Genomic DNA, 18312 nt, shown 5'->3' on the forward strand with positions numbered 1-18312 from the left:
GCTTTTCCTTATAAACGCCAATCTGTCGGAGGTGCTTCGACATAACCATGTGGATTTTGTTGTGTTGTACCTTGATTCATGCCAGTAAGACTAGCCGTATAGACGTAATCACCAAGCAACCCTGCATCTTTAGCCTGTGCCCACTGTCTAAGTGCATCTGCACCTTCTGAGCAACCATTGGATTTATCAGGCTGATCAATAAACATATTGGCTTGTTGGTTAAACTTTTTCTTATAGCCTTCAATACGTTCGATACCCAATTTGCATCGTTCTTCATCAAACCAAGCATTCTTTAAATGTCTACGAGTCTGTTGAATACCAGTTGTGAGTAACGTAATACGTGGAATGACCACAAAATTATGACCAGGTAATAATTCCTCAAGCATTTCTAATACTGACTTGTTGTAATCGCCAAGCCTTTGATGTGCTGCATCGTGCGGTAAATAATGAGTATGATAGATATAAGGTTTATCTTTAATCAGTTTCACGTAATGACGTAAATCTTGAAAATGATCTTCTTCATAATCAATAAAGCGATCTTGCTGATTCATCATTTGATGAAACCAAATTGCACAACCATCATGGTTGCCAATATCCCAAAACGTACACGTAGGTACATCTAAAACTTCAATTTGAGCAATACCACTACGTTTACGCAACTCAAGCATATCTTTTGCGTAGTAGTTCCCTTCTGTACTGACCTGAAATGCTTCGTCAGGAAATGAGGGATACTCTTGCCACATCAAAGCTTGATCACCAGATAGATCATTATCACGTGTCGATACATACCAAGCACGTTGATCAGGATCAATTTTGATCTTCTTGCCTAAGTTTCTGGATACAACAATTTCAATGTGATCAAAAATATTATGATCTTTTTTAGAAATAATGACTTCAGTTGAGTCAATACGGTACTTAGGTTCTTCCCACCAACCATAAAAATGTAGTCTGAAATCTTTTGGCGTGAGTTTTTTGCGTGAAGCAAAGTTCTTCTGTGCAATCTGAACCTTATCAAAGAAGTCACCACCACGACCTTCAGCAGTAGATTCAATGACACAGATACCTGTTGTTGGAACTGTTGGTAATGAACCTGTACGAACTTCTTTCGCTTTACCTGGTGACTGAGCACAAATTTTACCGTATTCAGAAATCAGTAAGCGGTGCATGGTACCGCCACGGAATGATGTGGCCACTGAAATTTTAGAACCATTATGGGCGAACTCCATCTCAGTTCCATTATTGGTTTTGAGTGGAAAGCGTTCTAATATTTCAGGTGGTAAGTTATCGTACGCAAATTTAATCTTATCGCTAAAAATATCACCAACAGTTTCAAGGTTCTGTGCAATAACACCGCAATGCTGATTGGCGTTAAATAAAGCGTGATCAAGCCATAAAATACAAATCAATGTGGTGAAACCTAACTGACGTGCTTTTAAAATAATATTGCGGTACCACAACCGATTTAAGAATTTCTTCTGTGCATCATTAGGCTGGAATGGTAATTCAAATGTTGGAGCTTCTTCTACTTGCCCCAACTCATTTACAAAGTCATCACCTTTAATTTTAATCTTATATAAACAGCCACTAAAAATACGCCAAACAGGGTCTGCCAAGCAGCGTTCAAGCTCCTCGGCATTTGTCGGTAGTGGCTGTAAGTTAGTGTTATAAATCAATTTTTACTCCATTTTGCACAACATTGGTGCATTTTTGAAGCGTGTACGTGAATGAAATTGTTTTGGTGTGGGTGATTAGTCGTTCCATTCACGTACATGCACTAATATTCAGGATCATCGGCAATTGGTTTAAATGCAGAACTATTTCCAGTGCTCACTCGTTCAAGTAATGCAGTCAGTGCATCGACAGGTTTATTGTTCTCATCATCAAGTCCAAACGCTTGACGTTCTAAAGCAATCAATGTTTTGAGTGTGTCGCTTAAATCTTTCATAGACTTCACACGACCAGGCATTGAGATGATCTTCATGTAAAGGTCATTTACTTTGTCATTGCCTTTATCATCAGGTGACCACATAAGCTCACCCAACATTTCCAGCAATTTGACATTCTCTTGACCGACCATCATTTCAAGCTCATCAAAAAGACTCATAGCAATCTTGCGTGAACGTTGAATATCCTTACGATGTGCTAAACGAACTGACGCTACTTCATTGGCATTGGCATCAATAGTGTCTTTTTCTGAAATGGTCGTTTTCGTGCGCACACTGCTGCGCACACTCTCCTTGCGCACAATGTCATCTGCTTTAGCTTTAATTTTTTCAGATAGATCACGAACCCATTCGTATTGCTTTGCTCTACGTCTAATGCCTGATTCTGCAATATCATGCTCACCTGCAATTTGACGTAGAGACTTAATACCTGCTCGATAATCGAGTTCGATCTTTTCCCAATCAATTACTTTTTTTTCAGCCATGATCACCAAACCTCATATTGGTTTAATGATCAGGTATATGGGTGGTTTTGGTCTAACCTTAGAGGGGGTGTAGCAGGTTGTTATAAAATTCCTTATATTCTTTTCTAGTCATGACTTTATATTCATAAATGTTTTGAATAATGACAGGTAAACCGTATAAAAATGGAACTACTTTTTCTGTAGGTGAAGAATTATCAAAGGCTACAAGATGTTTTGACTTAATTAACATCTCAAATTTTTCCTGTGAAAGTAAGATTGCGTAAGGATCATCTTCACTTTCTTTAGGTTGTTGTATTTGAGCAACCATCTCCTTTAATTTATCTATGGTCAAATTATTAAAACGAGTTACAGGTTCTGAGGTGCCGACAAGTTGATCTAACATTGATTTCATAACAACTCACCTTGCTTGCCTATATCCAATAAATCCCCTACTTGCTTCGATAATTTACGTACTTGACCTGAAACTTCACTCTGAAGTATTGCCATATGATGACCCATTTCAATATTTGCATATTGCATTGCTTCAGCAACCATGAGATTGCCAAGGTTACGTGCTTCACGTGGCGTTAATGTCAAAATCTGATCATCACCAATTTCAATTTTAACGGTACCATCAGGTAAAACCATCTTGGACATAATACGAGATGGACGATGTTTAGGGGCTGGAATGAATACACCACGCTGTACACGGATAATCTGACCACTATCGACAAGATGGCTTAAACGATCATCAACGATAGATAATTTTAAGCCTGTCAATTGTGACAAAGTTTCTCTAGTAACGATCTGCTCTTGATTATGTAAATCCTCAATGGCTTCAAGGATTGTTTCAGCGTTAGACTTCATTGTCATACTCCCCTAAATCGTTCTTAAACTTCAACTACGTCGATATTGTGAATTAACTTCATCAATTTACGTTTGATGATGTAATCCGCAGTTTTATGACCTTTTGCATCTTCACAGATGAACTGATCATCTTTGGTCCAATAAACAAAGTCTGCTATGTAATCTGTGCCACGTACTTTCACACCACAAATTTTCTGTGCTGGTATCAGGTTGTATCGAACCTGAGTCTGTAAATCCTTGATCTCACCTACACGCTGTAAGACCTTTAAATCATTTAAACGACGATATTCATGCTGTGAATCAGCAACTTTTTCGCCATCAACAACGACCTTGTGATTGCCATACTTTGGTTGCTTAGGCTTGTTGTCACGTTGGTGAACAAGTCTTTTGATTTGAGATTGTGATAAATAATTTGTCATGCTCTACCTGCATTAGAATTTTTATTAATACCCTTCATCTGAGCCATCAATTCAGGTGGACAGGTGGTGATTCTTCTCTCATCTTCCTTAGGTGCTTTTAATGCTCCAACTGGATCAGTGAATGCTTGAACATCTCCCATCAATTTCGCATTTGAAACGATACGGACGTACATATCCTTGAATGCTTTTGACTGTGATTCAGCACGAGGGTTTAACTCATCAAAACCTTTCTTAAATTCTTTAAGGGTTTTGAGTACATGCAAACTGATTGATATGGTCTGATTCGATTTCTCGTATGCCAATGCTTGTTGCCATGCTTCATTTTCAGTGAGCCAATGTGCACCTTGTAAACACCAGATTTTAAAATCCTGTATGCATGGTGGCCATGGTTCATGGCGCATACGGTTATACCCATTTTCCAACTGCTGAAATGTCAATCCCGAAAAGTCCTCAATCATTGCCTGTTCAAGATCAGCTTCATCAACTGCTGCCCAAAAATCTGTAAATTTCTTACCGTAACGAATACGCATTTTGTCAATTAAACGACGTGCTTCAGTAATGGTGAACTCACGCATGACCCACCTCCTCAATCAGAAAGTTCTTTGGGGGTTCAGGTACCACATCAATGAATGATGATTCCTGATGTTGTTCTTCACGGACTTTTTGACCATAACGCAACCAACGATTTACATTTTCCTGTTTAGCTTGGTATGCAGATGGTGTTTGGATAGGCTTATTTCGTCCTGATTGCTCAGTGACGTTATTTTTCGCCTTTCGGTTGATAAGTTTATGCTTGTTGTTGTTTACCCATGTCAGAAACGCTACAGCCCACTTCTGTGCTGTCTTGAAAGATTGCTTACCGTAATCATTCGGTGATGCAAACCAATCTCCAAATTCATCAAACAAGTTTTCAAGATCGTGTTGATCAAGATCAGGGTGTCTAGGTTTAGACAATTCGATGAAATCAGATTTCAATGTTGAATATTTCTGACCAAGTTCGATCACTGAGATTTTTGCAAGATCAAAATTGTGGTACTGAACAAATTGAGCTGGCGGTTGTGAAATTTTTTCCTCATGCGTATTACTACTACGTTCTATTGGTTGTTCTATTGGTTGTTCTTGGTAGTTAGTATGACCCTGCGTCACTGCTTTTTGCACCAGAGTCACTGGTTGTTGCGTGAGAGTCACTGGTTCACTGTCGTCAGAGTCACTGGTATTGTTATCAGAGTCACTGCTTTCATTATCCGAGCTGTGACCCTGCGTCACTGCTTTTGAAAGAATTTCCACATCAAAACGATAATAAGATCGACGACCATTTGAACGATCTACAACCAATATTCCTAAATTTTCGATGTGTTTAATGTGTAAGCCCACTGCTCGATTTGATAGTCCAGTATCGTCCATGAGCGTTTGAATAGATGGATAACATTCACCAGTTTCATAATCAGCGTATGTAGCCAAAGTGATTGCAACTAACTTGGTTGTTGGTGGCATCGAGATTTGACGTACAGCTTTAACAAAGTTGAAACTGCTCATATGCTCACTCCTTTCGTTGAATTACACGATTTGCACATGGTTTGCAGATTTTCAATTGTGGTAGCCCCACCTTTTGACTCAGGAACAATATGGTCGCAAGTAAGGTTCAAATGAGTACCGCATGTAACACAGCGATATAAATCACGCTCATATACTTTAGTGCGTAATATTTTAGAAATTTTCTGCTTAATCAAAATACTGGTGGCTGGTTTAACTTTTCCACTATCAAAACTTTCAGGCGTTATTTTGTAGCGATTATGGCGACCATTTGAGCGATCAACCTGAATAATTTTTACTTCTTCAAGCAAATCTATAGCTGTTTTAATCGCACGTACTGAAAATTCAGTTTCATCAGAAAGTAATGAAATTGATGGAAAACACTCACCATAGTCATTGGCATAATCAGCAAGGCGAAGAAGTACCGCCTTTGCTGTCGGATTACCCACTTTTAATTTGCGAATCTGGTCAGTTATTGCGTAGCTCATACCACCTCACCACAAATCTTCACTACATAGCCCCATACGTGAAAATTTCTTTTCACCCAAAGCTATTAGCTCTAAGTCATTTTCTGTCCATTCTTGTTGGCCACATTCGATAGCGTGTAAAGCTGCTTGTGGGCGTGTATAGAACTTTCCTTGCTCACAATAAAAACCTTGGTGTAATGATTTACCCCATTGGTTTTGAATATCTGGTACCAAACCAAGTGACAAAATAATATTGATACAATCTGCATGGCGATTAGGTTTTGGTAGAGCAACCATAAGCTCACCTGCTTTAACAGCAACTCCGATAATCATGCTGCCACCCATAACCCATTACCAGTAAGGGAGATCTGCACGGCTTTAAATTCGCGCTGACATGCCATGTTCTTGAATGCAGAAAAGCAAGTCACAATGTATGGCTGCTTTACAATTTTGAATCCCGGTCCCGCAACTTCATGGAAATATTCATCCATTAACTTGTTGGCACCTTTCCAGCGAGTTTTGACACCACATTCAACGATGTAAATCGGCTCTTGATCTTCTTCACAACCATTCAAAAACTGTCCATATGTCATGCGTTCAGGTACAGCTATTTCAAAATCGAGCTGTATAGATCGGCCATCTGGATGATCTGCGTATATGTCACAACTGATATGGAAGCTTTGCTCGTTGTCGATTAAATCCTTACGCATGGCAATCACAAGTGTACCCTTGGTCAAAGTTAGCAAATGGGCTAACTCAGGCGCTTGATCCTCAGATTTCCCATTTGTTAATTGCCAAAGTTCGAGAATGCGATTTTCTTCAATCGCTTCACCAATAAGCTGAAACTTGCGTACAGGATTTAAAGCAGGTTTATTGGGGTTGTATTTTTTATTACGTTTTTTAATCACGCCACACCCCCTAATCGAATTAAGGCAGCCCCAAAGAGCATGAAAATGAACAGCAAAGTTTTGTGGAGTTCTTTCATGCTGCCACCTTCTTTTCATGACTTGAACGAACTTTATTCACACCTTTTACATGATGTGGTCTATAAACACGGTCATAGCAGCCTTTACATGCTGATTCTGGTCGAAATGTAATGGTTCCATCCTTTAACTTTGATTTAATCATGAACCAAAACTCTGAATCTGTAGGCCAGTATTCATCACAGTGCTTACAAAGTTTTTCTTTACCTAGTTCAGTAAAGATATACATAGGTTTTTTAGCTTCATTTGATTTCACGCTGCTACTCCCTTATGTTTCTTCACATGCTGTGCCCAGCCTTTACATGGTTTCATGCGCTTGCGATCTGTAGCAGACGGACTATGCAAATTTTCAATATCTTTATGGCAATAAAAAACTGCATCCGACTCCAAGGCATGAGCCAAGTCAGATTGAGTAGAAAGACAATGATTTGCTAAAGTACCGCAGCGATAAGCACATGATTCGCATAGCACCTCTTGATTAGGTGCTTTTTGCGCCAAGATCAGCCCATTCAAGGCACCATGAAAACTAGGTGAAATAAGCTTATCTATTGCGTATGGGTGCATATCGCCTGTAGTGACGAGATGTAAATACAATGTTTCATCACACGATTGGGCATAATTCACAGCAACATTTAAAACATTGCCAAGTAAATTAAGTAATTCATCATGTGATTTTGTTGAAAACTTATCCTTGATTGCATGTAAGCGTTCAGCTTCAGGCAATTGGATAATGTCTGTTAGAGCAAGAATGGAGGTGTTATCAATCATGATGTCACCTCCACATTAAAAGGAGGTTCAATTACTTGTTTAAGTTCCTGCAACTGACGTTCAAGGCTGCTCATCGTAGATTGAACCTTTTTGCGCATTTCTTGAACTGAGTTATCAGCTTCCAGCAGTGCTATCTTTTCTTTTAATGCATATTGAATGGACCAAATTGAAGCATGTTCCTCTACACCTAATAATTTGCACAGGTCATTTTTAAGTTCTTCAAAGGCTTTCTGTTTCTCTAACTGATGTTCTGCAAGTCGAAAAACATCTAACACATCGTATTTTTTCTGTAGATGCTCAACTCTGTATTGAAGTTTTTCTTCCGTACAATCTCTCTGAGAAAGCAATATCGCTAGTTGCTGACCGTACTTTTTTTCAATCTGATCATGAACATGACGTTTATTAAACTCTTCCATTTTGATACGTCTGGTTGAACGATCTACACCATCAATTACCAGCTTAATCCAGCAATCGGCAGGAAAATTATCTTTAATAGGAAGTAAAGTTGGCCCCTTGACCATACGCCAACCTTTTTCACTGCGAACGATAAGCCCACAGCCTTTAGGAATATCATCCTTATTGATCAAGCCTTGTGGTACAGCGAATATCACGCCCGATGCAAATTTAAGATAGTTTTGCCACTTGCCTTTCGTAATATCTGATCTAAAGTCGGCAACAGATACCTTACATTCATAAGCCAATGGCTTGAAATTTGCATAAGACTTAGGGATCGTGTAAACGTCTGGACGTGGCGAACCAGAAGATCCAAGCTGCATATCGGTCCAGATAATTCGATCATTCTGATGGCCTAAATATTCCGCCAGGTCGAACATGAGGCCATCATGGGACCACTTTTTTGTACTCATACCGCACCACCTTTCACTACATACTTAACTTCACCATTTAAAATGGCTTGAATTAATCGCTTATGCTGTGGTGCCCAGTAAAGTGATTTAACATAAACTCTTAATTTTCCATAATCGTGCTGTTTACGATTTATAAACCAATCTGCTTCTTGTCGAGTTAAGAAAACACCTACATCAAACCATTCAACTTTAAAGTTTGTTTTATGAAGATGTAGATCATTTGATTTTGAAAAATCTTTTAATACTTCCTCTTGGTCGCTTTCATCTAAGTCAGTGAAAAGCTCACTATGATCTTCAACTGCTAAAGCATTCAATGCATGTTTATCTTCAGCATCAAGTTCATTAAAATAATCAAGTGCTGTATCAAACTCGGTACCTTCTTCTCCATCTATCCAGCAACTTTTATCTGAATATTCAGAATTTAGTCCATAAACCTTTTTTTCTTCCTGAACATGAAAGATAGGACTTGCAGTACCAACATTAAATTCAGTTTGCGATGTTTTAAGGTCAGCAACCAATTGCAACCATTCATCAAGTGTAAATTGGCTCATGACACTTCCCTCTGTGCATTGATTGCACGTTGGTGGTATTTCTCCACATCACTTAGGTCAGAAACAAACAAAGCTACTACTGGAGCTGTCTCACCCTCAGCAATCAAACAGTGATGGCACTGTTCCCCTTTAAATTCTGGACATTTGCCAGCGCACTTATGTTCTGTTAAATTACTCATGTTCATTTACCTGAATGTTGATGAATACTAGAAGCTCGACCTGCAACGTCGGGCTTTTTTAATGCCTGCCAAAAACTTTTCAAATTTCTGCATACATTCATAAATACACTCGTAGACGTTGTATTCTTTGATTTTTCTATGTGCTCAGATGATGATTGACCTGTCTCCAGTTCGATCTTTTTATCTATGGCATCTCTTAACCACTTAGCACGATCACTACCTTGGCTTTCAGCCAAAGTATCAATGATCTCTTGGACTTCCAGCGGTACACGTGTTGACATGGGTGCCAACAGTTTTTTGCTGAATACAAACATTATTTTTGTTTCCATAGGTTCACCTATTGAATTCGTTCAGGCTCTCTTAGTTCAATCCAAATGTCCTGATAATCTTCTGGGAAAAGGTCTTTACGTGTGCAGATTCCACGATCTTCCGCAATCACAGCTAGGCGGATTTTTCTGTCAGTTGGAATAGCTTTCCAACCACTCACTGAAGGTCCTGTGATACCTAAAAGCCGTGCAACTGCATTACATCCACCAAGGGCTTCTATAAGTTGGTTGTCATTCATGTTGCTCTCCTATAACAAAAGCAATTATTAGGCATTCCTTATAAATAATCAATAGGCACACCTAATTTTATTCATGTTAGGATTTCCTAATGATTTGAGAGTTATTTATGAAGACACTTGCTGAAAGACTGAAATATGCAATGGAAGTTTTACCACCAAAAAAAATTAAGGGTGTAGAACTTGCTCGTGCTGTTGGTGTTAAGCCACCATCTGTAAGTGACTGGCTTTCTGGTAAATCAAAAACAATGGAAGGTGAAAATCTTCTACGTGCTGCACATCACTTAAATGTAAATCCTATTTGGCTCGCAACTGGCAAAGGTTCACCTAAACCAGATGGTGAAATTAATCCTCAATTCACCCAAGTAAATGAATGGGATAGTAATACTCCAGTAGATGATGACGAAGTAGAAATTCCATTTTTCAAAGATTTTTCTTTTGCATGTGGTGATGGTTCATTTAATGAAGCTATTGCTAATGAAAGACGTAAATTAAGAATGTCCAAAGCGACTTTGCGCAATTTAGCAATCACAGAATCTAATGCAGTTGCTGCAACTGCATCCGGCGACTCAATGACACCAACCATTAATGATGGCGATACAATCCACATTGATCTTGGTCGAAAAGAGGTTAAAGATGGTCGTATCTATGTGATTTGTATAGGTGGTCTTCATTACTGTAAACGTTTATATAATCTACCTTTTGGTGGAATCAGATTGTTATCTGATAACTCAGAAGAATATAAAGAAATTGAACTAACAGCGGAAGAAAGAATCTCTCAACAATTTGAAATTATTGGTTGGGTTTGGCAGATTGCGAAATTGGAAAAATGGTAACACCTAAAGGTATAGGTGTTTTAAGCCCCAAACGATTATAAAAAAGGTTAAATCATTATAATTTAGGTATTTAAGAATGCATGACTTTATATACAACTTGGGCATTATTGGTTTAATTATTATATTTTTTTATATCATTTTTTGGTTAGATCGTCGCAACAAACCAAGCGATTATGATTTGGTTAGAAATCACTTACAAAGAGTCACGCACCCTAATTTAACTGTTAAGGGGTTTGGTGATTATCACATTGAGTACGTGATAAGAGGTTATCATACTTTTGAATATTTTAAATATTGTAGCCAATATGAAAAAAACTTAGAAATAATGAAAAAAGACTCATCTATTAAAATTTTGAAGCATGGCTTAACTGGCTATCGTGACTGGGAAAAATGGGGAATTTAATATTACAAATTTGGTAACCCACCTATCTTAATGATCTAACGACATTCCAAAAAACCTCACTCAACCTGCTCTATGCAGGTTTTCTTTTATCAAAAACAAAAAATTAGGTAATCCTAAAAATAAATTAGGAATACCTATTGACTAAATAATTAGGTTTGCCTAATATTTATCTCACACACCAACCCAATGTGAGGTAAAAAATGTCTACCAAACCAACCAACGCACAGCAATTTGTTGCTGACTTAGGTGCAGGAACCTTTGCTAACCAACTCGGTGCAGCTATCAGCATGGTTTCTCAAGGTGCTGTTCAGCACAACAAAAAAGGGCAAATCAAAATCACACTTGATATTGCTCGTATCGGTGATTCAAGCCAGGTCGAAATTGCACACACACTCGCTTTTGTTGAACCAACAGCAAAAGGTAAACGTGCAGAGGACACCACCTCAAAAACTCCAATGCATTTGAATGCCGGTGGTGATGTCACGTTGTTCGCTAACCATACAAGCCAATTATTCACCGAAGACGCTTAAACAGCCCCCTTCTCATTACAACAATTTTACCAACCATCCATAAGGTACTGAAAATGGAAAACTCTGCTAAAGAAATCGTTGAACTTGCGTTACCAGTAAATGATTTATCTCGTGGTCAACTTGTTGCCATTCACGAAAATTTCAAAGTTCATGATTTAGAACAGTTTCAAGCTGGTCGTAACCGTGCACGTGGTGTTTTAAAAACCCCATCTTTTGAAGATTTCAAAAGTTATGTTTTAGGTAATACGCAGTCTGAAAATTCTGTTCCTGAAGTAAAAGTTTATGCCCCTGTATTTGTTGACCACAAAAATGTATCAGCAACGGCAATTTTAAACTTCAAAGTTGTTGGATTGGCTCAAGGTCATTGTGACCATAAAGCAGTGTTACAGCTTGAACCAACTGTAGTTTGGGAAAAGCTCAATCAGCTTAAAGATAACAAACTTAATCAAAAGCGTTTTGCAACATTACTTGAAGATTGGGCAGGTGTATTCGCTGCAACAAGTGAAACTGGTGAAACGATCCATATTGCGGAAGCAATTAATGCAGTTCGCAACATGAAAGTTGGCGCATCTTCAACTACTGACTCGTCAGTATCAAACATGCAAGAAACTCGCTCAGTCTTTGACAAAGTTGAAGCTTCAAGCACAGCAGGGAAATTACCAAGTTATTTTGAAATCATTGATCCAGCTTATGTCGGTCTTGATGACAAAACTATTCGCTTGCGTCTTGTAGTAAATAGCTCAGATGGTGAGCCATCGTTTGCATTGCAAATCGTTAAAGAAGAACTCTTGCGTAATGAAATTGTTCAAGAATTCAAGGAAAAAGTGATTGCCTTGCTTCCTGAAAACCCTGTCCGTATTGGTACCTTTTCCGCTTAAAACTAAAAATTAAGCAATAAAAAGCCCCGAAATTTTGATCGAGGACGGGGCTTCTTTAAGGGGTATAGCAATCGCTATAAGGAGATTATGAACATGGTTTCATTAAATTTCAAATCTATTTTGTTCGGTTTAGGTAGTGCAGTAGCAATGACAGCAGTTTTTGCGTCTGTGCAAATGTATCAACCAGCCAAGCTGCCTGTTGAAGAACAGCAGCAGATCACAGTGGCATCAGACATCTACAAGGTGGATGAGCTCGATTTAGGCCCATACAACGACTGTCAACATGACTGTCATGCAACCTTATTAACAGCAAATAACCAGTATTACATCGAAGTGAATTTTGACTATTCAGGTTTCGATGATGGTAACGGCTTTAATCGTGCTGTAGGCATTCAGATTGATCGCTTAGAACCTGAATTGGTCGGTGATGAAGATGGCGAAATCAATGCATATCTTGATCGTTATGAAATCGACAAGATCAATGATGCCCTTGAAGACTCTATAGCTGTGAAATTACAGCAATTGAGAGGTTAATATGCTTGATTTAATTGAAATTAAAACAGCTACAAGCGGAAAAAATAATCCGTCTGAAAGCCTTCAAGCTGATGTATACCGAGCTTTATTTGGTGAGCCTGTCAAATACAACGAATTTGAATTCGATGTTGGAAATAAAACTGTTATTTGCTTAATGCATGGCTTTCCCTGGCATGTGGTTTCTAAAGATGAACCATTTGATCAGCATAACGGTGAATTTTGGGGTTGGAACCCACTCAAAGTCAAAAGTTCTGGACGCTTCGGTGGTGGTTGGGCTTTCAAATTTGGCATCACTTCAAATGAAAATTTTCGTGAATTAGTTATTGACGTAGGAATTGGTTCAATTCGTTTGGAAATCATGAATTCACGTAGAGGATTTAGAGCATGAAAATCAAAAAAATTACTTCTCAAATCCGTCGTGATTTCACAGCAATTTATGAATGTGAGCACTGCGGAAATACCGAAACACGTGATGGCTACGATGATGAATATTTCCATCGTAACGTCATACCAGCAATGGTTTGTGTGAAATGTCAGTGTACTGCTGATGATAGCTACCGCCCTTTGGCTCCTAAATATTCTGAAAATCAGGTGGTGTGATATGAATACACAAGTTAATCGTGACCAATTTCTCGCTGGTCGTAAAAAAGGTATTGGTGGTTCAGACGTTGCTGCAATCCTTGGTTTTAGTCCGTACAAATCACCATATCAATTATGGTTAGACAAAACAGGTCGTAGTGAGCGTAAAGAATCACAAAATGAGTCTGCACATTTCGGCAACCTACTTGAAGATGTTGTTGCAAAAGAGTTCTCACGTCGCTCAGGAATGAAAGTTCAACGTGTTACTCAGCAATTATCTCTTGAAAACATCGGAGAGTCTTGGGCTATCGGTAACATTGACCGTGCTGTTATAAATCCTGAAATAGCAGGTCGTGTTTATTTCGATAAAGAAGGAAAGCTGACCACAGACCAAGGCTTGGAATGTAAAACAGCTTCTGAATATCTTTCTAAATTATTCGGTGAAGAAGGTTCAGACCAAATTCCAGACTATTACCTTACTCAGTGTCTTTGGTACATGAAACTTACAGGCTTCCAAGTATGGCACCTTGCCGTTCTTATTGGTGGCAATAAGTTCCGCATGTATCGCATTGAACGTGATGACGATTTAATTGAATCAATCTTTAAACAGGTTAAAGCATTTTGGTTCAACCATGTCATTGCTGATGTTCCACCAGATCCTACTTGTTTTGATGATGTTTTACATCGCTGGTCAAATCATGTTGTGGGTAAACAAGTCGAAGCTGATTTTGAACATATCAAACTCGCTGAAGAACTTATCACTGTTCAAGGTCGTCTAAAAGCAGATAAGGCTCGTGAAGATGAAATCAAATTAAAGATTGTCTCAACGATGCAAGATGCGGAAATGATGATTAGCCAAGGCAAGTCTATCTGCACCTACAAAGAACAATCCTCTACTCGTATCGACAGTACGCTGTTGAAGAAAGAAGAACCTGATTTATTTGCGAAATATAGCAAAACATCAAGCACACGTGTTTTCCGCATTTCAAACAAGTTTAAAGAAACAATTTAAGGAATTTTATTATGAACGCATTAACAACCCCACAAAATGGTCAGATTGCCCACTTAACTGCTTTTGACATCATGATGAATCCTGAAATTATGGATCGTTTTGAGCGTATTGCAAGTGTCATGGCTTCATCAAAATTTGCAGTGCCGAAACATCTTCAGGGCAATACTGGAGATTGTTTAGCCATCATTATGCAATCAGCACAGTGGCAAATGGACCCTTTTGCTGTAGCTCAAAAAACTCATCAAATTAATGGTGTATTAGGGTATGAAGCGCAACTTGTGAATGCTGTGATTACCAATCGTGCACCTATCACAGGTCGTTTGAATTTTGAATGGTATGGCGATTGGGCAAAAATCAACGGCAAAGAAGATAAGTCTTGGGATAAAGGAATTAAAGTTTGGGCAACATTAAAGGGTGAAACTTCTCCACGTGAAATTGATATTTCTATGGGACAAGTAGGCTCAGTACGCAATTCACCTTTATGGGTAAGTGATCCACGCCAACAACTTGCGTATCTTGCTATTAAACGTTGGTCACGCTTATATACACCCGATGTAATTCTAGGTGTTTATACCCCAGATGAAATTGCTGAACGTGAAGAACTTGATGTTACCCCAGTTCAATCAACGGTAAAAAAACATCAAGGTTCGAGTGGGCTTAAAGCTCAGATGGCTGAACGTGAACAATCACAAGAAACTGTCATAGATATGGCTCCTAATAACTTTGATGTTAAAGGACTCATTAATCAAATTAATGCTCTAAACACAATTGAGGAATTAAAGGCTTTAGCTAAAACAATTCCTGCCGATCTTGGCGAACCTGCAAAAACAGATATTTCTACTGCGTATGCCAACCGTAAAAATTATGTGCAATTACTGGTTGATTTGGATAGTGCCGATACCATCGAATTAATCAACTCAATTATGGCTGAACGTTTTGAACCCAATACAAGTTCAATGAGTGATGAACAAATTGATGAAGTTAGCGCACTATTTGAACGTAAATCAGCAGAACTTACACCTTAACTAATGGCATGTGGTGCCCTCACACATGAGGGCACCAGTAGTGAGATAGAAATATGAATCCAACTATTGAACAACAATATGCCATTGATATGGCATTACATGGTCAGTCTTGTAAAGTGACCGCATACGCCGGTGCTGGTAAGACCTCTACCCTTAAACTGATTGGTAATGCAAAGCATCATCAACATGGCATGTACTTGGCATTTAACAAAGCTATTGCAACAGAAGCACAGTCTAAATTTAACCATAATGTTAAGTGCAAAACATTTCACAGCCTAGCTTATAACTCTGTTCCACGCTGGCTGACCAATAAATTAAAAAATCGTCGCTTGATGTCAAACCAATTGGCATCTCGCCATGATCTTGAGAATTATCAAGTACCAGTGGCATTGGTTAAACAGCGTGGTGAGGATGACCAGAAGCGTTTATTTAATTCAAAACGTATGGCCACATCTATGATGAATGCCGTTGGTTATTTCTGCCGTTCTAATTACAGCGAAATTCAACTATCACAAGTTTATGCTGCTTTACCTGATTGGATGGATGACACATACCGTGCTGAATTGGCAAATATCCTTTTACCTAAGGCACATGATTACTGGAATGACATTTTAAATCCTGCCGGCATTAACCGTCTCGAACATGACCATTACCTAAAATATTGGGCATTGAGCAATCCAGTGATTAATGCTGACTTTATTTTATTTGATGAAGCACAAGATGCTGATCCTATTATGTTGAATGTTTTGAGTAAGCAACGTGCTCAGGTAATTTATGTGGGTGATCGTCACCAGCAAATCTATGCGTTTCGTGGTGCTGTCAATGCGATGCAATCCCTAGATATTGCTGAAACACGTTTAAGTCAATCATTCCGTTTTGGTGAAAACATTGCTGATCTTGCGAATAAAATTTTGTTCAATGTTTTGGATGAAGAAATTCCATTACGTGGTTTTGAACAAATTGACTCCAATGTTGGTGAAGTCACCGATATGGTTGCAGATGCATTTATCTATCGTACCAATGCTGCTGCCCTTTCCAACATGGTTGAGCTGGTAAAAATTGGACGTGAACCACGTTTGGAAGTTGATACAGGTTCTTTATTAAAAAACATTGAAGATGCCAAAAAAGTTAAATCTGGAATAAAAGTCCACGATGGAAGTGTATTTGAAGGCTTTAGCAATTGGGAAGAAGTCATTGAATACACAAATGAAGTCTCTGGAAATGACTTAAAAGCACTTGTTAGCCTAATCAATAAAGTGGGTGAAGAAGCTCTAATCAGCTCATTACTAAAAAGTAATTCTAGTGATTATGACTGCATTGTGACCACAGCTCATAAGTCTAAAGGCTTGGAGTTTAACAAGGTCAAACTTGGTGGTGATTTCTTTTATAAAGAAGCTGCTGCACCTGGTGAAAAAATCCTAACCGAAGATGAAGCTCGACTTTTATATGTTGCTGCTACTCGAGCTAAAAAGCAGTTAGATATTTCTGCATTGAACCCACTGTTTAAAGCTATCGGATATAACACCCAAGCTGAGGTAAATGCCTTATGCGTCCAGTAGTAAAACAGAAAAACTTCTTAGGCTTCAAAATCTGGTTAGAAAAACTGGGGTATGAGGTGAAGCAGTTAGATGGTGGTTTTGTGGCACGAGCAAAAAGTCGAGAAGCACAACGAGCATATAAAAAGTCACATCATTATGTGCGTGTTGGCTCAGACCTTTCAGGTAATCAAGCAGCTTATGAGCTTGGGGCTGAATTTGAAAACCATCTTCGTGCACCTGAACAGACTTGTACAGCAAAAGCAGAAAAGGAAATTCTGCATATTGTTAAAGGTGAATCACATGGAATGGGTTATCTGGTGGCTTGAAATTATGTTGGTAGTGAACGGATTTGTATTTATTAACTTTGAATTATGGTGGCTGTGATGCAAACAAATGTAAATTTTGATTTAGAAACTGAGCTTAAAGCACATCTTAATTATTTTATTCAGGCAAATAACTTGCCAGCCGACTTTATATTAAAACAAAACCCTCAAATAGATCGAGAGTTTGAAGTAAGCGAAAAATCTTGGATTGCACGTGCAACCCCAAAGGTACCAGCAAAAGTGATTGTAAAGGCATCTGTTCGATATTGGGAAGATTCTACAATTAATGGTGTTGAAGATACTGATAGTGGTGACAGCACACCTTGTAAAAATGGCGATTTATGGTGTCCAGTCATTAATGTGGCTACTGGAATTATTGAGAATTGGGAAATTGGGAAAACTGCAAGTATCCATTTTAAAGTAGCGGATGGCTGTGGTTGGGAGTTGGTAGATTCAATTGGTAATACAATTAAATCCCAAGAAGATGGATATGTCCCTAGAACTCTGTGCCCTGCTGAAAATGGTTATGGCGATTACATCATTATGAATATTGATGAAAAAGGTCAAATTGAAAAATGGCGTTTTGATATTGATGATTTTCTGGAGGATGAATAATGGGAGTAGCTATCAATCGAAATGACCAAATCGACACATCAATGATGTTGATTCTGCGTTATAAAAGACCTGTTGTTGCCTTAAAAGATATTGTTGAAGATTACATGCCACATTTAGATATGGCAGCTGCAAAACAACGAGCAGCAAAATGTAAACTACCTTTCCCAGCATTTAAGGTAGATGGTAATAAATCTGAATACTTTGTAAACTTAACGGATGTTGCAGTTTGGTTGGATTCACTGCAAAAAGAGTCTCAGAGAAATTGGAGTGAGGTGAATTGATTTCACCTCATTTTTTACGCCAATTCTACGCCATACGCCACGCAAAAAACACTAAGATATTGATTCTAAATTATTATTATAAATAGTCTAACCCACCGGCCATCGGAGCAACGATCAAATTATTTGACAGTTGATATGAACCAATATACATATATT

At 38.5% G+C, this 18312-nt stretch carries 30 protein-coding genes; 13 read left to right on the forward strand and 17 right to left on the reverse strand.

Annotated elements, in window-relative coordinates; genetic code table 11:
* Nucleotides 1-8: 8 nt before the first annotated feature.
* From WA352_RS07750 to WA352_RS07830, 17 genes are all read right to left on the reverse strand, one after another.
* Nucleotides 9-1673 (reverse strand): terminase, encoded by a 1665-nt coding sequence (locus WA352_RS07750; RefSeq protein WP_336141874.1) that lies wholly within the window; start codon nt 1671-1673, stop codon nt 9-11.
* Nucleotides 1674-1774: 101 nt separating this feature from the next.
* Nucleotides 1775-2428, reverse strand: coding sequence for a hypothetical protein (locus tag WA352_RS07755; RefSeq protein ID WP_174498774.1), 654 nt, complete (start codon nt 2426-2428; stop codon nt 1775-1777).
* 58 nt (nt 2429-2486) lie between these two features.
* Complete coding sequence (locus tag WA352_RS07760; protein ID WP_336141880.1) at nt 2487-2819, reverse strand: hypothetical protein; 333 nt, start codon at nt 2817-2819, stop codon at nt 2487-2489.
* Nucleotides 2816-3274: a hypothetical protein gene (locus tag WA352_RS07765; protein WP_151803707.1), complete on the reverse strand. Its 459-nt coding sequence runs from the start codon at nt 3272-3274 to the stop codon at nt 2816-2818. The genes WA352_RS07760 and WA352_RS07765 overlap by 4 nt, the downstream gene beginning before the upstream one ends.
* Before the next feature lie 23 nt (nt 3275-3297).
* Nucleotides 3298-3693 carry a DUF1064 domain-containing protein gene (locus WA352_RS07770; RefSeq protein ID WP_336141884.1) on the reverse strand — a complete coding sequence of 132 codons (396 nt, stop codon included), beginning with the start codon at nt 3691-3693 and terminating at the stop codon, nt 3298-3300.
* Complete coding sequence (locus WA352_RS07775; protein WP_336141885.1) at nt 3690-4268, reverse strand: hypothetical protein; 579 nt, start codon at nt 4266-4268, stop codon at nt 3690-3692. The genes WA352_RS07770 and WA352_RS07775 overlap by 4 nt, the downstream gene beginning before the upstream one ends.
* Nucleotides 4261-5229 carry a helix-turn-helix domain-containing protein gene (locus WA352_RS07780; RefSeq protein ID WP_336141886.1) on the reverse strand — a complete coding sequence of 323 codons (969 nt, stop codon included), beginning with the start codon at nt 5227-5229 and terminating at the stop codon, nt 4261-4263. Before WA352_RS07780 ends, WA352_RS07775 begins: the two co-directional genes overlap by 8 nt.
* Entirely contained in the window at nt 5226-5714 is a 489-nt protein-coding gene (locus WA352_RS07785; protein WP_336141887.1) for an HNH endonuclease, read from the reverse strand. The genes WA352_RS07780 and WA352_RS07785 overlap by 4 nt, the downstream gene beginning before the upstream one ends.
* A 6-nt stretch (nt 5715-5720) precedes the next feature.
* Entirely contained in the window at nt 5721-6026 is a 306-nt protein-coding gene (locus tag WA352_RS07790) for a hypothetical protein (RefSeq protein WP_111883832.1), read from the reverse strand.
* The gene (locus WA352_RS07795) at nt 6023-6601 is read right to left on the reverse strand and encodes a hypothetical protein (protein ID WP_336141891.1); all 579 of its coding nucleotides are present in this window, start codon (nt 6599-6601) and stop codon (nt 6023-6025) included. Before WA352_RS07795 ends, WA352_RS07790 begins: the two co-directional genes overlap by 4 nt.
* Before the next feature lie 73 nt (nt 6602-6674).
* On the reverse strand, nt 6675-6932 hold the full coding sequence (locus WA352_RS07800; protein ID WP_061517846.1) for a hypothetical protein: 258 nt from the start codon (nt 6930-6932) through the stop codon (nt 6675-6677).
* A complete protein-coding gene (locus WA352_RS07805; protein ID WP_336141895.1) occupies nt 6929-7444 on the reverse strand; it encodes a hypothetical protein in 516 nt (171 codons plus the stop codon). The genes WA352_RS07800 and WA352_RS07805 overlap by 4 nt, the downstream gene beginning before the upstream one ends.
* Entirely contained in the window at nt 7441-8310 is an 870-nt protein-coding gene (locus WA352_RS07810) for an MmcB family DNA repair protein (protein WP_052417807.1), read from the reverse strand. The genes WA352_RS07805 and WA352_RS07810 overlap by 4 nt, the downstream gene beginning before the upstream one ends.
* Complete coding sequence (locus tag WA352_RS07815) at nt 8307-8861, reverse strand: hypothetical protein (protein WP_336141900.1); 555 nt, start codon at nt 8859-8861, stop codon at nt 8307-8309. Before WA352_RS07815 ends, WA352_RS07810 begins: the two co-directional genes overlap by 4 nt.
* Complete coding sequence (locus tag WA352_RS07820; protein ID WP_336141902.1) at nt 8858-9040, reverse strand: hypothetical protein; 183 nt, start codon at nt 9038-9040, stop codon at nt 8858-8860. Before WA352_RS07820 ends, WA352_RS07815 begins: the two co-directional genes overlap by 4 nt.
* A gap of 2 nt (nt 9041-9042) precedes the next feature.
* The gene (locus WA352_RS07825) at nt 9043-9369 is read right to left on the reverse strand and encodes a hypothetical protein (protein WP_049044693.1); all 327 of its coding nucleotides are present in this window, start codon (nt 9367-9369) and stop codon (nt 9043-9045) included.
* An 8-nt stretch (nt 9370-9377) separates the two neighbouring features.
* Nucleotides 9378-9605: a Cro/CI family transcriptional regulator gene (locus tag WA352_RS07830; protein ID WP_065992517.1), complete on the reverse strand. Its 228-nt coding sequence runs from the start codon at nt 9603-9605 to the stop codon at nt 9378-9380.
* Between the two features lie 107 nt (nt 9606-9712).
* On the opposite strand from WA352_RS07830, the gene WA352_RS07835 reads away from it, so the two are divergent.
* The 13 genes from WA352_RS07835 (at nt 9713) to WA352_RS07895 (ending at nt 18156) form a co-directional block, all read left to right on the forward strand.
* A complete protein-coding gene (locus WA352_RS07835) occupies nt 9713-10438 on the forward strand; it encodes an XRE family transcriptional regulator (RefSeq protein WP_336141905.1) in 726 nt (241 codons plus the stop codon).
* Between the two features lie 76 nt (nt 10439-10514).
* A complete protein-coding gene (locus WA352_RS07840) occupies nt 10515-10841 on the forward strand; it encodes a hypothetical protein (RefSeq protein WP_042890571.1) in 327 nt (108 codons plus the stop codon).
* 200 nt (nt 10842-11041) lie between these two features.
* Complete coding sequence (locus tag WA352_RS07845; RefSeq protein WP_010112842.1) at nt 11042-11371, forward strand: hypothetical protein; 330 nt, start codon at nt 11042-11044, stop codon at nt 11369-11371.
* Nucleotides 11372-11424: 53 nt separating this feature from the next.
* Entirely contained in the window at nt 11425-12249 is an 825-nt protein-coding gene (locus WA352_RS07850; protein WP_336141909.1) for a DUF2303 family protein, read from the forward strand.
* Between the two features lie 93 nt (nt 12250-12342).
* Nucleotides 12343-12783, forward strand: coding sequence for a hypothetical protein (locus tag WA352_RS07855; protein WP_336141912.1), 441 nt, complete (start codon nt 12343-12345; stop codon nt 12781-12783).
* A 1-nt stretch (nt 12784) separates the two neighbouring features.
* Entirely contained in the window at nt 12785-13171 is a 387-nt protein-coding gene (locus tag WA352_RS07860) for a hypothetical protein (protein ID WP_180175458.1), read from the forward strand.
* Complete coding sequence (locus WA352_RS07865; RefSeq protein ID WP_279185751.1) at nt 13168-13383, forward strand: hypothetical protein; 216 nt, start codon at nt 13168-13170, stop codon at nt 13381-13383. Before WA352_RS07860 ends, WA352_RS07865 begins: the two co-directional genes overlap by 4 nt.
* A gap of 1 nt (nt 13384) precedes the next feature.
* Nucleotides 13385-14374 (forward strand): YqaJ viral recombinase family nuclease, encoded by a 990-nt coding sequence (locus tag WA352_RS07870; protein ID WP_336141919.1) that lies wholly within the window; start codon nt 13385-13387, stop codon nt 14372-14374.
* An 11-nt stretch (nt 14375-14385) separates the two neighbouring features.
* Nucleotides 14386-15399, forward strand: coding sequence for a RecT family recombinase (locus WA352_RS07875; RefSeq protein ID WP_061517857.1), 1014 nt, complete (start codon nt 14386-14388; stop codon nt 15397-15399).
* 53 nt (nt 15400-15452) lie between these two features.
* The gene (locus WA352_RS07880) at nt 15453-16958 is read left to right on the forward strand and encodes a 3'-5' exonuclease (RefSeq protein ID WP_336141922.1); all 1506 of its coding nucleotides are present in this window, start codon (nt 15453-15455) and stop codon (nt 16956-16958) included.
* Nucleotides 16946-17263: a hypothetical protein gene (locus tag WA352_RS07885; RefSeq protein ID WP_004761418.1), complete on the forward strand. Its 318-nt coding sequence runs from the start codon at nt 16946-16948 to the stop codon at nt 17261-17263. Before WA352_RS07880 ends, WA352_RS07885 begins: the two co-directional genes overlap by 13 nt.
* Before the next feature lie 57 nt (nt 17264-17320).
* Complete coding sequence (locus WA352_RS07890) at nt 17321-17875, forward strand: hypothetical protein (protein ID WP_336141925.1); 555 nt, start codon at nt 17321-17323, stop codon at nt 17873-17875.
* Entirely contained in the window at nt 17875-18156 is a 282-nt protein-coding gene (locus WA352_RS07895) for a pyocin activator PrtN family protein (protein ID WP_009586842.1), read from the forward strand. Before WA352_RS07890 ends, WA352_RS07895 begins: the two co-directional genes overlap by 1 nt.
* The last annotated feature ends 156 nt before the right edge of the window (nt 18157-18312 follow it).

Origin of the sequence: Acinetobacter sp. 102 (genome assembly GCF_037028485.1) — a bacterium.
In the GTDB taxonomy this organism is placed as follows: domain Bacteria; phylum Pseudomonadota; class Gammaproteobacteria; order Pseudomonadales; family Moraxellaceae; genus Acinetobacter; species Acinetobacter higginsii.

What these genes read in the sequence shown, in the direction of transcription:
- WA352_RS07755 (WP_174498774.1), bottom strand. Translation starts at nt 2,428, where the DNA reads ATGGCTGAAAAAAAAGTAATTGATTGGGAAAAGATCGAACTCGATTAT.
- WA352_RS07760 (WP_336141880.1), bottom strand. Translation starts at nt 2,819, where the DNA reads ATGAAATCAATGTTAGATCAACTTGTCGGCACCTCAGAACCTGTAACT.
- WA352_RS07765 (WP_151803707.1), bottom strand. Translation starts at nt 3,274, where the DNA reads ATGAAGTCTAACGCTGAAACAATCCTTGAAGCCATTGAGGATTTACAT.
- WA352_RS07770 (WP_336141884.1), bottom strand. Translation starts at nt 3,693, where the DNA reads ATGACAAATTATTTATCACAATCTCAAATCAAAAGACTTGTTCACCAA.
- WA352_RS07775 (WP_336141885.1), bottom strand. Translation starts at nt 4,268, where the DNA reads ATGCGTGAGTTCACCATTACTGAAGCACGTCGTTTAATTGACAAAATG.
- WA352_RS07780 (WP_336141886.1), bottom strand. Translation starts at nt 5,229, where the DNA reads ATGAGCAGTTTCAACTTTGTTAAAGCTGTACGTCAAATCTCGATGCCA.
- WA352_RS07785 (WP_336141887.1), bottom strand. Translation starts at nt 5,714, where the DNA reads ATGAGCTACGCAATAACTGACCAGATTCGCAAATTAAAAGTGGGTAAT.
- WA352_RS07790 (WP_111883832.1), bottom strand. Translation starts at nt 6,026, where the DNA reads ATGATTATCGGAGTTGCTGTTAAAGCAGGTGAGCTTATGGTTGCTCTA.
- WA352_RS07805 (WP_336141895.1), bottom strand. Translation starts at nt 7,444, where the DNA reads ATGATTGATAACACCTCCATTCTTGCTCTAACAGACATTATCCAATTG.
- WA352_RS07810 (WP_052417807.1), bottom strand. Translation starts at nt 8,310, where the DNA reads ATGAGTACAAAAAAGTGGTCCCATGATGGCCTCATGTTCGACCTGGCG.
- WA352_RS07815 (WP_336141900.1), bottom strand. Translation starts at nt 8,861, where the DNA reads ATGAGCCAATTTACACTTGATGAATGGTTGCAATTGGTTGCTGACCTT.
- WA352_RS07820 (WP_336141902.1), bottom strand. Translation starts at nt 9,040, where the DNA reads ATGAGTAATTTAACAGAACATAAGTGCGCTGGCAAATGTCCAGAATTT.
- WA352_RS07825 (WP_049044693.1), bottom strand. Translation starts at nt 9,369, where the DNA reads ATGGAAACAAAAATAATGTTTGTATTCAGCAAAAAACTGTTGGCACCC.
- WA352_RS07830 (WP_065992517.1), bottom strand. Translation starts at nt 9,605, where the DNA reads ATGAATGACAACCAACTTATAGAAGCCCTTGGTGGATGTAATGCAGTT.
- WA352_RS07835 (WP_336141905.1), top strand. Translation starts at nt 9,713, where the DNA reads ATGAAGACACTTGCTGAAAGACTGAAATATGCAATGGAAGTTTTACCA.
- WA352_RS07840 (WP_042890571.1), top strand. Translation starts at nt 10,515, where the DNA reads ATGCATGACTTTATATACAACTTGGGCATTATTGGTTTAATTATTATA.
- WA352_RS07845 (WP_010112842.1), top strand. Translation starts at nt 11,042, where the DNA reads ATGTCTACCAAACCAACCAACGCACAGCAATTTGTTGCTGACTTAGGT.
- WA352_RS07850 (WP_336141909.1), top strand. Translation starts at nt 11,425, where the DNA reads ATGGAAAACTCTGCTAAAGAAATCGTTGAACTTGCGTTACCAGTAAAT.
- WA352_RS07855 (WP_336141912.1), top strand. Translation starts at nt 12,343, where the DNA reads ATGGTTTCATTAAATTTCAAATCTATTTTGTTCGGTTTAGGTAGTGCA.
- WA352_RS07860 (WP_180175458.1), top strand. Translation starts at nt 12,785, where the DNA reads ATGCTTGATTTAATTGAAATTAAAACAGCTACAAGCGGAAAAAATAAT.
- WA352_RS07865 (WP_279185751.1), top strand. Translation starts at nt 13,168, where the DNA reads ATGAAAATCAAAAAAATTACTTCTCAAATCCGTCGTGATTTCACAGCA.
- WA352_RS07870 (WP_336141919.1), top strand. Translation starts at nt 13,385, where the DNA reads ATGAATACACAAGTTAATCGTGACCAATTTCTCGCTGGTCGTAAAAAA.
- WA352_RS07875 (WP_061517857.1), top strand. Translation starts at nt 14,386, where the DNA reads ATGAACGCATTAACAACCCCACAAAATGGTCAGATTGCCCACTTAACT.
- WA352_RS07880 (WP_336141922.1), top strand. Translation starts at nt 15,453, where the DNA reads ATGAATCCAACTATTGAACAACAATATGCCATTGATATGGCATTACAT.
- WA352_RS07885 (WP_004761418.1), top strand. Translation starts at nt 16,946, where the DNA reads ATGCGTCCAGTAGTAAAACAGAAAAACTTCTTAGGCTTCAAAATCTGG.
- WA352_RS07890 (WP_336141925.1), top strand. Translation starts at nt 17,321, where the DNA reads ATGCAAACAAATGTAAATTTTGATTTAGAAACTGAGCTTAAAGCACAT.
- WA352_RS07895 (WP_009586842.1), top strand. Translation starts at nt 17,875, where the DNA reads ATGGGAGTAGCTATCAATCGAAATGACCAAATCGACACATCAATGATG.